At 63.7% G+C, this 13,318-nt stretch carries 14 protein-coding genes; 5 read left to right on the top strand and 9 right to left on the bottom strand.

The genetic code is table 11. The annotated features are described in order from the left end of the window. Window positions 1-219 precede the first annotated feature (219 nt). Window positions 220-1,134 (top strand): glutaminase, encoded by a 915-nt coding sequence (locus ACTRWB_RS37285; RefSeq protein ID WP_048245780.1) that lies wholly within the window; start codon window positions 220-222, stop codon window positions 1,132-1,134. A gap of 169 nt (window positions 1,135-1,303) precedes the next feature. Here ACTRWB_RS37285 and ACTRWB_RS37280 read toward each other — a convergent pair whose 3' ends face one another. From ACTRWB_RS37280 to ACTRWB_RS37265, 4 genes are all read right to left on the bottom strand, one after another. Continuing rightward, window positions 1,304-1,861, bottom strand: coding sequence for a hypothetical protein (locus ACTRWB_RS37280; RefSeq protein WP_446904862.1), 558 nt, complete (start codon window positions 1,859-1,861; stop codon window positions 1,304-1,306). A gap of 853 nt (window positions 1,862-2,714) precedes the next feature. Then, on the bottom strand, window positions 2,715-3,080 hold the full coding sequence (locus tag ACTRWB_RS37275) for a hypothetical protein (protein ID WP_446904861.1): 366 nt from the start codon (window positions 3,078-3,080) through the stop codon (window positions 2,715-2,717). Window positions 3,081-3,254: 174 nt separating this feature from the next. Then, on the bottom strand, window positions 3,255-3,656 hold the full coding sequence (locus ACTRWB_RS37270; RefSeq protein WP_446904860.1) for a hypothetical protein: 402 nt from the start codon (window positions 3,654-3,656) through the stop codon (window positions 3,255-3,257). Window positions 3,657-4,014: 358 nt separating this feature from the next. Continuing rightward, window positions 4,015-4,416 (bottom strand): hypothetical protein, encoded by a 402-nt coding sequence (locus tag ACTRWB_RS37265; protein WP_446904859.1) that lies wholly within the window; start codon window positions 4,414-4,416, stop codon window positions 4,015-4,017. A 549-nt stretch (window positions 4,417-4,965) separates the two neighbouring features. Here ACTRWB_RS37265 and ACTRWB_RS37260 point away from each other — a divergent pair. Continuing rightward, a complete protein-coding gene (locus tag ACTRWB_RS37260; RefSeq protein WP_446904858.1) occupies window positions 4,966-5,481 on the top strand; it encodes a hypothetical protein in 516 nt (171 codons plus the stop codon). 104 nt (window positions 5,482-5,585) lie between these two features. Here the strand turns inward: ACTRWB_RS37260 and ACTRWB_RS37255 are convergent, their stop codons facing one another. Next, a complete protein-coding gene (locus ACTRWB_RS37255; RefSeq protein ID WP_446904857.1) occupies window positions 5,586-5,972 on the bottom strand; it encodes a VOC family protein in 387 nt (128 codons plus the stop codon). 185 nt (window positions 5,973-6,157) lie between these two features. Here ACTRWB_RS37255 and ACTRWB_RS37250 point away from each other — a divergent pair, with 185 nt between their 5' ends. Then, the gene (locus ACTRWB_RS37250) at window positions 6,158-6,814 is read left to right on the top strand and encodes a cysteine hydrolase family protein (RefSeq protein WP_446904856.1); all 657 of its coding nucleotides are present in this window, start codon (window positions 6,158-6,160) and stop codon (window positions 6,812-6,814) included. 180 nt (window positions 6,815-6,994) lie between these two features. After that, window positions 6,995-7,948, top strand: coding sequence for a fatty acid desaturase family protein (locus ACTRWB_RS37245; RefSeq protein ID WP_446904855.1), 954 nt, complete (start codon window positions 6,995-6,997; stop codon window positions 7,946-7,948). Between the two features lie 33 nt (window positions 7,949-7,981). On the opposite strand, the gene ACTRWB_RS37240 is transcribed toward ACTRWB_RS37245, so the two are convergent. Genes ACTRWB_RS37240 through ACTRWB_RS37230 form a run of 3 tightly spaced genes read right to left on the bottom strand, consistent with a single transcriptional unit; the run spans window position 7,982 to window position 11,659 of the window. Further along, window positions 7,982-9,109: a Rieske 2Fe-2S domain-containing protein gene (locus ACTRWB_RS37240; RefSeq protein WP_446904854.1), complete on the bottom strand. Its 1,128-nt coding sequence runs from the start codon at window positions 9,107-9,109 to the stop codon at window positions 7,982-7,984. A 13-nt stretch (window positions 9,110-9,122) separates the two neighbouring features. Further along, window positions 9,123-10,721: a GH3 family domain-containing protein gene (locus ACTRWB_RS37235; protein ID WP_446904853.1), complete on the bottom strand. Its 1,599-nt coding sequence runs from the start codon at window positions 10,719-10,721 to the stop codon at window positions 9,123-9,125. After that, complete coding sequence (locus ACTRWB_RS37230) at window positions 10,721-11,659, bottom strand: fatty acid desaturase (protein WP_446904852.1); 939 nt, start codon at window positions 11,657-11,659, stop codon at window positions 10,721-10,723. Before ACTRWB_RS37230 ends, ACTRWB_RS37235 begins: the two co-directional genes overlap by 1 nt. Window positions 11,660-11,754: 95 nt before the next feature. On the opposite strand from ACTRWB_RS37230, the gene ACTRWB_RS37225 reads away from it, so the two are divergent. Beyond that, window positions 11,755-12,642 (top strand): metal-dependent hydrolase, encoded by an 888-nt coding sequence (locus tag ACTRWB_RS37225; RefSeq protein ID WP_446904851.1) that lies wholly within the window; start codon window positions 11,755-11,757, stop codon window positions 12,640-12,642. Here ACTRWB_RS37225 and ACTRWB_RS37220 read toward each other — a convergent pair. After that, complete coding sequence (locus tag ACTRWB_RS37220; protein ID WP_446904850.1) at window positions 12,549-13,286, bottom strand: hypothetical protein; 738 nt, start codon at window positions 13,284-13,286, stop codon at window positions 12,549-12,551. The two genes, ACTRWB_RS37225 and ACTRWB_RS37220, sit on opposite strands and share 94 nt — an antisense overlap. Between the last annotated feature and the right edge of the window lie 32 nt (window positions 13,287-13,318).

Below are 13,318 nucleotides of genomic sequence, written 5' to 3'. Positions count from 1 at the left end.
GGGCAGCGGTCGGTTCATCGGGGAAGCCACGGCGGCGCCGGCTGGTGCCGGGCACCGGCCATCGGCCGAAACGTACCGCATGATACTGCGCCTGCCGCTCGTCCGTTTGCCGGTCTCAAAAATAAGGGCGCGATGCTGGGCGCGCTTGACGAATCGGCGCCGAAACGGTTCCATACGGGCTCGCCGGAATCCGGGCCGCGCACCTACCCGCCTGACGTTATGAATTACCAGACGATCCTCGAACGCATCCACACCGAACTCGCCCCCTGGATTGGCCAGGGGCGGGTCGCCGACTACATTCCCGAACTCGCGAAAGTACCCGCCGACAAGTTCGGGATGGCCGTCGTGACACTCGACGGACATGTTTACACGGTCGGCGACGCGCACGAGCGTTTTTCGATCCAGAGCATCTCGAAGCTGTTCGCGTGCACGCTCGCGTTCCAGATGCTGGGCGACGCATTGTGGGAACGGGTCGGCCGCGAACCGTCCGGCAACGCATTCAATTCGCTGGTCCAGCTCGAAAGCGAGCGCGGCAAGCCACGCAATCCGTTCATCAACGCCGGCGCGCTGGTCGTCACCGACGTGCTGTGCCGCCGCTTCGTGAAGGCCGAGACGGCGCTCGTCGAATTCGTGCGGCGGCTGATCGGCACCACCGACATCGACTACGATTCGCGCGTCGCGCTGTCGGAGCTGCAGCACGCGGAGCGCAACCGCGCGATGGCGCACTTCATGGCGAGCTTCGGCAACATGCAGATGCCGCCCGATACGGTGATCGATGCGTATTGCCGCCAGTGCGCGATCACGATGAACTGTGTCGAGCTCGCGCGCGCTGCGCTGTTTCTTGCCAACGGTGGTGTCGCGCCGGCGACCGGCGAGCGGGTGGTCGATTCGAGTTCCGCGAAACGCTTGTCGGCGTTGATGCTGACTTGCGGTACGTACGATGCGGCGGGAGATTTCGTGTACCGGGTCGGGTTGCCGGCGAAAAGTGGCGTGGGTGGCGGGATCGTTGCGGTGCTGCCTGGTGAGATGGCCGTGTGTGTTTGGGCGCCAGGGCTCGATGCGAACGGGAACTCGTTGGCGGGGACGTTGGCGCTGGAGTGGTTGACGACTTATACGGGAAGGTCGATTTTCTGAGGGGGCGAAGTCAGGCGGGCCTCATCTGGCGCGACGGCGGCAGGTGGATATCGGCACACTCAGTGGAGAATTCGTCATTCGGCAGTAATCGACCTATTACGGCCTCTCCAGGAAGTTTTCATTGCATGCAGCAAAAAGGCGCTTGTGGCGATCATGCCTGGTTTTGTGGTCAAATCCAAACGCCTAACGGAAGCACGCGGCGCAACTCATCGCATCTGCGATCCACTTCCGCCATCAACTTTGTGACGATGCGATGGATATCTTTCAACTCGGCACGTCGAAACGGCACACGCGCAACACGGAAAATCGCGCCGCCTCCGTCTGGATACAGCTTCAAATAGATCTCTGACCTGTCAGCGTCCGAATGCGCCACCTCGCGGTTCCGCATAATTAATAGGTAGTCGTGAATCTCACGTTGCCTTGAGGTCAACACCCTGAGGAGTGAACCGGGAACTGAACGCTCTGCGAACTTTGATTCGCCACGAGTATTCACGAATGGCCGGGCATATGTCACCACTAGCGCGGTCGTAAGAGCCATCAACAGCGCGCTTGGTGGATCTCGCCGAGGTAGAGGTAAACGAGCATGCAACAGCTCTTCAGTCGTTGCCTTGGCTTCATCAAGATCGTTATATGAAAGATGAAGCCTGCGATAGAGGCGCAGCGCAGGTTGCAACTCTGGAGCTACCGCGACACGATCCAATTCGTCAGATTCTTCCGCAATGCTCATTTAGATAAATCCAAAATTTTTCTCAAAGCAGACAACAGCCACGACTCCTGTCGAATAGTGGTTGCTAATGGCAGACTATTGACGCAGGCGTTCGGTTTTAACCCGGGTGGAGCAGGTCTTCCTCACCGCCCTAAAAAATCGGTTCACCACATATCTACCAACTACCCGACTACTCGGTTCTTCGTGAATCGTACGTGTAGCGCAAACGCGCGGTGCCTCAGATTCTGCGGAAAACCTCGGTTCTGGGAAATCTCTCGTAGTATGTCGTCGATCTCGTCATCAACGGCTAGACCTTGCTCCAACCAACCAATCGCAAGGTCACACCAATACGAAGTGGGCCATCGTAGCCCTGCCACGACGACTTCGCGAGCAGAATCAATGCTCGACGAGAATGCAGCCAAGGGACGCTCAAGCGGCTTGACTATTGAAGGCGATTTCATCTGAGAGCTTGCTCAACCTGGTTGAGGAGATCACGTACAAAGCGAGTCTGAGGGATTGTCGCCAATATAGGTATCCATGTCGATTAACCGTATGTAGCCGATCCCGGACGCCAAAGACGGCACGGTACTCGCCCGTCTGATCGATGCTGAAGGAACCACATACGAGTTTATATTTCCCGAGTGCAAGCACGTTGGCGCTGGAGTGGTTGACGACTTATACGGGGCGGTCGATTTGTTGAGGTGGCGAAGTTAAGCGCAACTCATTCTTTGCACCGGTGACAGATCAATTTGGCACGCACCAGCACACTGCACGGGAATTCGTCCTTTGGCTGCGATCGACCCTGAACGTCCCTGCTGGCCACCCGGAGCAGTCGTTCGCTATCGTTACATACGCTTCCACGAATCGCTTCGACTCACTCGAACTTGCCGAGATCCACGTCTTCTTTGACGAATTTCCCTGTTGACAGGAGTGCCTGTTCGATGTCCGCGACGATGGACCCGTTGTTGATCGACGCGGTGACGAACAGCCCCCAGATATCGTCGTCTATTTCATAGTGGCCCCGAGCATACGCCCAATAGCTGAAATAGCGGTCCTGAGACAATGCGACCCGGGGATCGTCGAGGCCGTCCGGATGCGGGACCTGAACAGCATGCAGTGCATCTCGCAGGATCGCGGCGACGCTTGGGAAATCAACGGCGCGATGATCTTCAAGTACCTCGACCAGAAGATTGCTACCGTGAAATACCGGCCGAACGCGGAATCTAATCCGATTTGTCATGACTCGTTTGTCTGTTTCCGTGCACCGGTGTCAACCGACCGCTTCTGGCCGCGCCCTGACGCTGGGGCATGTAATGGTCGCGAGCTCCCGTTGTCCATGCGCTTCATGCAGCGTAGCCACACCTGGGAGCCTTTTTCCATTTGGCCCGGTGGGTTCAGAAAGTCAGCGGATAAGCTATCCGAAAACCCGAGCCCATACCGCCCGAAGGCGTCGCGCGCGGTCTTCGAAGAGATATGAGGCCGCCAGCGTCAAGAGACCTGAAATTGCACCCGTCACGATGTGCTCGACATAGGGGATACGGTAGTGACTCGTGTGCGAGTAGGCGTCACCCAACGTTGTCAGGGCGCCAACGACCAGTGCATTGCCGTATCGATGCGCGTAGAGTTTCGCCGCCGGCGTGAAAGTCAAAAGTACAGCCAGGAGTCCAGTAAGCAGACCTGTATGAAATGCAATGGTCCAGTGGGCAAGGCTCATGATATTGCCCCAGCTCCCCGGCATGCAGGTCATGCATGCACTGGTCGGCTGCCAGAAACGCTGGATAAACAGTCTGACGCGGTGCTTCCACTCGGTTGACATGATGCCTTCCCATCAATACTGTCGTCACGGCCGACGCCGTCACACGTATCGTTGAAGCCGTTTCCAAACCCTTTAACGAGCTTGCCGACCTCGTCACAGATGGGTTGGCTGTGCGCCGTAGAGGCCGAGCAATAACTTGGACATGGGGGAATACTACTCCACGATTGGACGGCCTCTGTTTCGACCGAGACCGGAATTCAACTCTTGCCTTGCGTCTATCGGTGCGGTCCCGTCCACGACGGGTATCGAACGATGCGCTTCCGCGCGAAGTCGACGTCCGGTATCGACCCAAAGGGGACTTCCATGTGCTCCAGGGAGCGGCCGTTCAAATGCCTAGAGGGGAATCACTCCCTCTTACTCAGTTGTTTCGGGATACAAAACCTACTGCGGTCTCTCGGACGAGTGGGGACTTCGCAGTGGCTGCCAGTTCACGCAATGTGTCGAGTAACGAAATGCCATCAACTTCTCGTCTCCCTGTATTTAGTAGTCGGCCAACCATGCAGACGCCGAACTCGCTGGGCTGTCGCGCGATGGATCGAAGAAGCTCCGGCTCATAATTCGGCAGCGATTCGAGTCCGTGGAGAACGCCCCATATCACGCCAGAACCATCCTCCTCTGGGTAGCGCTCAAACACGCTCAGAAGTTCCGGTATCGCCTGTTCAGGGTGTCCTGCCTGCCAGAGCTCGGTAAGGAGCAAATCCAAGACAAGCCAGTTATCCCCTTCAGGGATGAAGGTAGCGATGTCGTGAGCGATATCCACGGTGGTTCGAGGCATAGAAAAGCGCTGTGTCATCATTCGCTTGAGAAATCTGGGGCGATCTCGACCGTCCGTGCATGGCCGGCCAGTCGAGAAACGAAATCGCACACCAACGAACACTTTGGGACGAAGAACTTCGGCGGCTGTAATGGGCGTTGCGGCTTCCCTGCCTGCATTCTCTTCAATCTTGATGTTCCCACATTCTCATTGGGTTGCTTCGGATCGACAACAATCCAAATCGATCACAATCATGCGCCTTGAACGACCGCTTCTAGCCGATCCCGGACGTCAAAGGCGGCGTGGCGCTCGCCCGTCCGGTCGGTACCGAAGGAATCACATGCTAGTTTATATTTCTAGAGTGCAAGCACGCTAGCGCTGGAGTGGCTGACGACTTATTCGGGCCGGTCAATTTTCAGAAGCAGCGAGCTCAGGTGCGACTGCTCCGGCACAACGTCAGCAGGTCGAAATCGGCGCGCGCCGGTACGCTCAATGGAGCATTCGCCCTTCCATTACTCACACTTATTGCCCAGCGCGCCCACGGATATCCTAACGATGCATTTGAATTTGCTGACGCTGACTCGCGGTGTTCAAGCGGGTGTGCAGATCCGGCCGCGCTGGCCCGCGCGGCACGTCCGCGTGGATGCGCGCGTCCTCGGTAAGCTGCAGGCGATCCAGGCCGAGTTGCCCGCACAGATCAACCTGATCCTGACGCGAGGCTACGAGCCGCAAGCGTCCAGCCTTGGTTTTGCTCGTCGCCGGTTTCGCGCACTGGGAATCGGCGTGTTCCGCGTGCTCTATCCCGCCCGATGCGACGAGTTGGCCGATATTTTCGGAAGCAACGGACACGATGTCGATGGAACGCATATCGACGTTTCATTTGGTTTGAATGGTCGTCGCGTACTGATGTTGCCTCTGGGCGTATTCACGCCGCCTTTCTGGCAGCGGCGTCGCGTGCGGCAATGCGCTTCGGCCCTGGCGCAGCTCCATGCCGCGCTGATACGGCAAGGGTTTCAGATTCACCGTAACGCAACGGAAAGCTTGCAGATTCATTGTGATCTGGCGCATTAGCGGAGATCCGCAATCGTTCGAAGTTGTGCAAACCCGGTCGTCGAAGGTGGCATGGCGGTCGATCTTTTGACGCGACGCACCGAAATCAGGCGCGACTGCGGCCGTCATTCAGCCTGCGCAAAATTCAACTCGACACCATTACCCACCGGGTCGCTGAAGAATATCTGGACCTGGCCCGTAAGCGGAACGTACTCACGCGTATATGCGACTTTGGCTTCGATCAAATGAAGCGTCATGTCCTCGACGTCCGCACATGAAAAAGCGACGTGATCGAACGTATTGACCGTATGCGACGGGCGAGATTCGTCCGGTCGCGCCTCCGTCAGATGCAGCACGTCTTTCGTGCCGGCGTACAACCAGTACCCGAAGCTCTTGAACGGCGGGCGATACCCTTCCCGCAGGCCGACGATGTTCACGTAGAAGTCCCGGAGCACGTCGAGCGTCGACCGATCCGCGCGAAGGTTGTAGTGATTGAATCCGGTAATCGGCATGAAATATTGCTCGCGTCGTTACGCCCTGGAATAAGATCGCTTCTCACCGGGCGTTGGTTGGCACCCCGGGAATTGCACGCCAGTATATTCCCGGCGTGCGGCGATGTGATGCCGACGCGATTGACCACGCATACGAACAGATCGATTTTCCGAACTACCGAACCGACTACGAGAGAACGTCATTCATGAATCAGGAAAACGTATCGCATATCTCGATGGCAACCCGCACCAACACAGGCGACAACGGCAACACACACACTGAAAGCACGGCGCCCCGGATTCCGGCCATCGAACCATCGAAAACCGCGTTGCTCGTCATGCATTACCAGACCGACATCCTCGGACTCTTTCCGTCGGTCGCGCCCGAATTGCTCGCCAATACGCGCCGGCTGTGCGACGCGGCGCGGGCCGGCGGCGTCGGCGTCTGGTTCGCCAATCTCCGGTTCAGCCCCGGTTATCCGGAAGTCAGCCCGCGCAACAAGAACGGGCAAGGCATCAAGCAGCTCGGCCTCTTCATCGACGACGGCCCGTCGCCGGAGCTGGGCCGGCAGGCCGACGAGCCGCTGATCGTCGCGCACCGCGCCAGCGTGTTCTTCGGTACCGATCTGGAGGCACGGCTGGTCGCGCAAGGCGTCGATTCGCTGATCATGGTCGGCATCGCGTCGACCGGCGTGATGCTGTCGTCGATCGGCTACGCGAGCGACGCGGACTTCCGCCTGTATACGGTCAAGGACTGCTGCTACGACCCGGACCCGGTGGTCCACGAGCATCTGTTCTCCACCGCGTTCGATTCGCGCACGACGGTGCTGTCGTTCGCGGACGCATTGCGGCTGCTCGGGTAACGAACCGGCAGCCTCGCCCGGAACCGCCCGCGCAAAAACGGCTTACCGGGCGGTTCCGATGCCCGCCCGAATGAGATCGAGCCGGCCAGGAACTGCTCGCGCTCGTCGCCCAAAACCGGTGTATATTGCCGACCGATATGCCTGCATGCGCGCCGTCGACGGCGCGCCCGACCTCACCGAATGCCCAGCCCATCCGCCCTGCCGACGCCTGCCGAGTTGAACCGCACGCTACCGTTCGCGGCCGGCGCGCGGCCGTGGCGGCTCGTCCGTTATGCGTGCATTGACTGGCTCGGCATCCTGCTGTGCTGGGCTGCGATCCGCCTCGTGCCGAATCCGTTCGTCTATGTCGCCGCCGTGCTGCTGATCGCGGGCCGGCTGCAGGCATTCGGCGTGATCCTGCACGACGCGTGCCATATTCCCGCGCGGCGCATGACGCTGCCGCTCGCGCTCGTCGAGGCGCTCGCCGGCTGGACGATCGGCTCGTCGATCGCCGCGATGCGCTATCACCACCTGCGCCATCACCGCGCGGTTGGCACCGCCGAAGATCCGTACCTGCACCGGCTGGCCGCACGCGGCGGCTGGGTGCAACGCGCGATGATGTTGCGCGGCGCGCTGCTGCCGGTCTGGTGGCCGCTGCGCGCGCTGATGGCGCCGCTCGCGCTCGCATGGCCCGCGTTCCGGCCGTGGTACGCACGCGGCTTCATGCAGGACCGCTCGCGTCAGGATCTGCGCCGTCACCCCGAAGTCATCGCATGCGCGCGCGCCGACCTGCCGCATTGCGCGGGTTATCTGCTCGCGATCGCCGCCGTCGTGCACTGGGATCTGCCGTTCTTCACGTACTACGGACTGCCGTGGATCGTCGGCGGCATCATGAACGCGAACCGCGTGCTGCTCGAACACGACCACGTCGAGATCGACGAACGCTCGCCGGAATCGATCTGGCGGATGACGCGCACGATGACGTTCGGCTGGATCGGCAAGCTCGTGCTGTATCCGCGCAACATCGGCTATCACCAGGTGCATCACGCGTATCCGGCGCTCGCGCTCGAGCACCTGCCGGCCGTGCACCGCCATCTGACGGACGGCATCGCGTTCGCGCCGCCCCGGCCGGACCCGGCCGGACCCGCGCGCTAGACGTCCCTCATCGCGCGGCCACGCATGCCGCGCCTACAGTTCGAACCGCATCACCTTCTCGCCGCATTGCTCGGCCGGCAGCGGCTCGCCGCGCTTCACCGCGTCGAGCAGCCGGTCGATCGCGACATGCACGATGTCGGCGCGCACGTTGTGCGGACGGAACCCCGGCGCGTTATCGAGGCCCTGCCGGTGCGCGCGCATGATCCGCACGTCCTGCTGGATTACGAGGTGCGTATACAGGTTCAGCAGCGGCCGCAGCGCACGCAGCATCCAGCGCGGCAGCCGGAAGCGATATGCGATGTAGGTGTAGACACGCGAGCGGCGCGCATCGATCGGCGTGATCTGGCTGACGATCAGGAACCCGGAACGCTCGCCCCACAGGTAATCGCAGCGCGTCACGTTCGGTGCGATGAAGCGATCGACGTGCGCGAGCGGCACGCGATCGGGGTTCGTGAGCCAGTCGAGGCAGAAGCCGATCTTGTCGTCGCCGTCGTGGTAGGTGACGGCGACGCTATCCGGCGTCGCCGCGACCGTCGCTTCCATCGCCTGGCCGCGGCTGCTGCGGAAAATCCCGTCGTGCACGAACACCGTATGCGGCACGTCCATGAAGTTCTGCGCGAGCATCGCGATGTCGCCGTCGAACGTGTTGACCATGTAGTACGACTGCCACGGCGCGGCGTCGCGGAACGGCATCCGGAAGATCGCGCGCGCCGACGGGTCGCCGACGCCGAGATACACCCACACGAGCCCGTCAAGCAGTTGCACGGGCAGCGTGCGCTGCCGGAACGGATAACGGCCGACCGTGCCGGTCGGCCGCGTGCCGTCGATGCTCGGCACATGCACGACCTGCCCTTCGCCGTCGTAGCGCCAGCCGTGATACGGACAGACCAGCGCATCGCCGTCGACCTTGCCGGCCGACAGGCGCGTGCCGCGATGCACGCACTGGTCGATCAGCGCGGCAATCCGGCCGTCGCGCTGCCGGAACAGCACGATGCCGGTGTCAAGAATCCGGACGCCGAGCGGCTTGTCGCGCGGAAGTTCGCGTTCGGTGCACGCGACGAACCATTGCTCGTGCAGGCCGTCGGCCGGCGGCACGGGTTCGTGCGCATGCGTCGCGTCGCGCGACGGGCAATCCTGCCCGCATCCACGGGGTTCGGTCATGTCGTTCATTGGATCATTCATCCGTCATCGCGAGCAGCGCGTCGGCCACCGGCAGCCGCGTCACGAGCACGCACGGCTTCACGTCGCCCGCACGGATGCCGGCGCGTTCGGCCGCATGCTGGAGCAAGTCGCCGAGCCGCGCCGGCGATCCGCCCAGCCGTCGCACGCGCAGCGGGCCGAGCTGGCCGATGCGGCGTGCATGTGCGTAATGGAACGCCTGCGCCAGCGCCGCTTCGACGGCCGCGCATAACGCGTCGGCTGCGTCATCGCCAATCTCGCCTGCGATGCACAGCACATAGTGCGGCAGCGCTTCCCGCGCGGCGCACGGAACGATGCATGCACCGACTTCGCCGTGCTGCGCGCGTGCCTCATTCAGCGCATCGGCCGCAATCTGCTCGTCGAGCTTCTCGCCGACGAGATCGACGCTCGCCGCCGCGCGTCCGACGAACGCAATGCGCGGCGTGCGCGCGGTCATGCCGACCACGCGGACACGATCGCCGAGCGCATAGCGCATGAGCCCGCCGCCCGTGGTCAGCAGAACCTGTGCTTCGTCGCCGGGCCTCAGCCCTTCGGCGTTACACACGCTGCCGTCGTCGCGCACGAATTCAAGGTAGTGGCTGCCGATCGCGAGCGGGCAGCCGTCGCCCGCGCCGAACGGAATGCTGGCGACGCCTTCGGTCGCGAACAGCCCCTTCGGCAGCCATTGCACACCCGGGAATCGCGTACGCAACGCATCGGCGTAGTGCTGGCTCGGGCCGTCCAGCCAGCAGCTCACGGCAGCCAGACGCGGCCACAGCGCGCGGCAATCGCCGTCCGCGGTCGCACGGCGCAGCGCCGCACGGCGCGCGGCCGGCAACGACGCATCGACCCATGCAAGGTCGCGCGCGCCGTCGGCATCGTCGCGATCGAACAGCGGACGCAGCACGCTCGTCAGGAACGTCGGGCTCCACACGCTGATGAACGCGAGCGTTTCCTCGGCGACCAGCGCGCGCAGCGTCTCGCGCCGCCACGTCGACACGTCGCCGGTCAGCGGCGGCACCAGCAGCGTCGACGCGAGCGCGGCCGCGCTGCTGTCGCCGAGGTAATCGAGATCGCTCGCCGAGCCGACCGGAATGCCGTTCGGTGCAACGCCGGGCGCCTGCAGCGGCGGCGACATCGACCAGTACGCGCGCCCTTCCCCGAGCGCCGGGCACGCGCGATGCAGGTCGGCCAGCCATACGATCATCGCGGCCTGCAGTTCGCGCAGGAACGCGGGCGTGTACGGAATCAGCTTCTGGCGCGCAGTGCTGCCGCTCGTCCGTTCCAGGAACACCGGGCGCTCGGCGGTCAGCACCGGATCCGTCTCGTGCGACACACGTTCGAGCCACGGCAGGAAATCGGCGGCCGCATGCACGGGCACGCGCTCGCGGAACTGCGCGGGGCTGTCGATCCGGTCGAAGCCGAAGCGGCGTCCGAACGCCGTATCGCGGTTCGCGGCGAGCAGCGCCATCAGCCGTTGCGCCTGTGCGTCGCCCGGCGCTTCGAGGCTGGCCAGCCAGCGGTCGACGTCCGGCCGCGCGGCGCGCGCGAACGTGCGCCATGCGTCGGCCGGGCTGCGGGCGGAGGCGTCCATCAGAAATAGGTCTTGTCGAGTTGCGCGAGATCGTCGGGCAGCCGGCGCGGCGGCACGAAGATCGTGAGCCAGCCGTACCACAGCGGTCGTGTCTCGCGCTGGTCCGATGCCGCGTGCATGTCCTGCCAGCGCAGCGCGGGCCGGCGATGATGCGTCAGGTTGTAGTTGAAGTTCAGCAGCAGCCAGCGCACGGGTGTCGGCGCGCGCATGTTGTACGTGCCTTCGACGACGTCGAGCGGCGTGCGCATGTGGTACACCCACTGCAGCGACGACCACGAGAACGCGAACGCGACATACGCGATCAGCACCGTCGACGCCGACCAGTCGAGCAGCCGGCCGGCCAGCAGCCACGCGCCGACGGCGGCCAGCGTTTCGTAGCGGATGCGGCGGAAGTCGTCCGTCGTGAATTCCTTGAAGGCGGCCGCGTAGGTGTTGTCGTCGCCGCGCGCGGCAAGCCGCTGCATCGTGCGGCCGGGCACCAGCGCGAGCACGAAGCTGCCGACGAAACTGCCGAGCCAGATGCCGCCGAGGATCGCCGCGTAGTATTCGATGCGCTTGCGCAGCAGCGATTCGTCCGCCGTCGCGAAATCGGCGCGCTCGGCGCGCGTGCGGTTGCGCACGTGATGGCCGAGATGGTTCACGTGAATGAGCGTCGCGGCTGCACCGAACATCGTGGAAGCCCACCACATCATCATATAATTCGCGATCGGCCGGCGATGCCCGAACCCGTGAAAGGTTTCGTGCATCATCGAGAACACGCCCTGCATCACGAGGCAGAACGGGATGAGCACGAGCCACTTGATCGCGCCGGCGCTCGTATGCGAGAGCCAAGTGAGCGTGCCGGCCCACACCATGCTCTGCAGCGCGAGCACCAGCAGGTTCGCGCGATCGTAACGTCGGGTCTGCGCCGCAGCGGCCTGCGCGCTCGGTCGGTTCATGGCTCGGAATGGCGGTTGTTTGCACGGGAGGATACAACAGATGCGTCAGCCGCCGATAACGGCCCGCGCCCCGTCCCCGACGGGGCCGAACTAGCATGCGTCCGTTTCGCCGCGGCCCCGCCGCCAACGCCGCGTCGCGCATGCCGCCGCGCGACGTGCACTTCGCGATCAACGCGCGCATTCCGCGCTTCTGGTATCGCGGCACCTGCCATGTCACGCGCTTCTTCGACGCGTTTTCCGTGATGTTCCCGCTCGGCGAGCGCTTCTTCATCGAAAGCGTGCGGCCGTTTCGCGACCGCGTCGGCGGCGATGCGTCGCTCGCGGCCGACGTCGATGCGTTCGTGCGGCAGGAAGCGTCGCATATCCGCGTGCACCGGCTCTACAACGCGCGCCTCGCGTCGCAGCGCGTGCCGGTCGACGCACTCGAAGCGCTGCTCGAAAAACGCCAGCGCAATGCCGCGCGCCAGGTATCGCCCGTCACGCGGCTCGCGCTGACGGCGTGCCTCGAACACTACACGACGATCCTCGCGCACCGCCTGCTGAGCGACCCGGCGATCCTCGACGGCGCCGATCCGACGATGGCGGCCGTGTGGCGCTGGCATGCGATCGAGGAAACCGAACACAAGACCGTCGCGTTCGACGTGTTCACGGCGGCGATGCCGAACGCGGCGCGGCGCTATGTCGTGCGCTGCGCGGCGATGCTCGGGATCTCGGTCTACTTCGTGGTCGACCTGATCTTTTTCGTGCACCGCCTCGTCGCGGTCGACGGTCAGACGTGGAATGCGCGCGGCTGGCTGCAATTGCTGCGCTGGCTGTTCGTCGCGCCGGGCATCTTCACGCGCGTGATGCCACTGTGGCTGGCGTGGTTCTCGCCGCGTTTCCATCCCGATCACATCGACAGCGACGCTGCGCTGCGCGCGGCGCGCATCGCGCTCGAACCGTATCTGGCCACCTCCGAACGCGAACCGGAGTCGCATGCATGACGCGCGCGCCGTGGACGCCCGACGGGTTCGACGACTGGCGCCGACACTATCCGGCGACCCCGTTCGCACGAGCTGAAGCGCCCCTCGACCGGACCGACGCGTTCATCGACGGCTGGACGCGGCGTACCGCCCGCCTGCCGCTGACGACGACAATCGTGCTTGTCGCCGGCCTGTATTCGGAATGGCTGCCCGGTTGCAATCGCGGCGCGCGGCAGACGCTCGGCGCGGCCGGCTATCGCGTGCTGACGGTGCCCGTGCGTTCCGCGCGCGGCGTGTTCGATCAAGGTGCGCATATCGGAACGTACCTGCGCACGCACCTGCCGGCCGGCGGCGAATTCGTCGCGCTCGCGCACAGCAAGGGCGGCATCGATACGCTCGCCGCGCTGGTCGGCGACCCGGCGCTGTCGGCGCGTTGCGCGGGCACCGCGCTCGTGCAGCCGCCGTGCGGCCCGTCCGCGATCGTCGACACGATCTTCCGTCACGGCGTGCCGCCGCACGTGGTCGCGCCGTGGCCCGACCGAATCGCCCAGCGCCTGCTGCGCACGCGCTGGGCGAACGCCGGCACGCGCGACATCAGCAGCCGGCGCGATCCGCGCGTCGGCGCGATGCTCGCGGCGCTGCCGCGCGACCTGCATCTCGTGCATGGCGTGAGCTGGTCCGTCNCCCCGGGGGGGGC

This window comes from Burkholderia sp. YIM B11467 (genome assembly GCF_052952715.1).
The sequence above is the reverse complement of the archived record's forward strand: the minus strand, read 5'-3'. Positions and strand labels throughout refer to the sequence as shown.

Coding starts and splice junctions, on each gene's coding strand:
- ACTRWB_RS37285 (WP_048245780.1), top strand. CDS start 220: ATGAATTACCAGACGATCCTCGAACGCATCCACACCGAACTCGCCCCC.
- ACTRWB_RS37280 (WP_446904862.1), bottom strand. CDS start 1,861: ATGAGCATTGCGGAAGAATCTGACGAATTGGATCGTGTCGCGGTAGCT.
- ACTRWB_RS37275 (WP_446904861.1), bottom strand. CDS start 3,080: ATGACAAATCGGATTAGATTCCGCGTTCGGCCGGTATTTCACGGTAGC.
- ACTRWB_RS37270 (WP_446904860.1), bottom strand. CDS start 3,656: ATGTCAACCGAGTGGAAGCACCGCGTCAGACTGTTTATCCAGCGTTTC.
- ACTRWB_RS37260 (WP_446904858.1), top strand. CDS start 4,966: ATGCATTTGAATTTGCTGACGCTGACTCGCGGTGTTCAAGCGGGTGTG.
- ACTRWB_RS37255 (WP_446904857.1), bottom strand. CDS start 5,972: ATGCCGATTACCGGATTCAATCACTACAACCTTCGCGCGGATCGGTCG.
- ACTRWB_RS37250 (WP_446904856.1), top strand. CDS start 6,158: ATGAATCAGGAAAACGTATCGCATATCTCGATGGCAACCCGCACCAAC.
- ACTRWB_RS37245 (WP_446904855.1), top strand. CDS start 6,995: ATGCCCAGCCCATCCGCCCTGCCGACGCCTGCCGAGTTGAACCGCACG.
- ACTRWB_RS37240 (WP_446904854.1), bottom strand. CDS start 9,109: ATGACCGAACCCCGTGGATGCGGGCAGGATTGCCCGTCGCGCGACGCG.
- ACTRWB_RS37235 (WP_446904853.1), bottom strand. CDS start 10,721: ATGGACGCCTCCGCCCGCAGCCCGGCCGACGCATGGCGCACGTTCGCG.
- ACTRWB_RS37230 (WP_446904852.1), bottom strand. CDS start 11,659: ATGAACCGACCGAGCGCGCAGGCCGCTGCGGCGCAGACCCGACGTTAC.
- ACTRWB_RS37225 (WP_446904851.1), top strand. CDS start 11,755: ATGCGTCCGTTTCGCCGCGGCCCCGCCGCCAACGCCGCGTCGCGCATG.
- ACTRWB_RS37220 (WP_446904850.1), bottom strand. CDS start 13,286: ATGCACGAGATGCAGGTCGCGCGGCAGCGCCGCGAGCATCGCGCCGAC.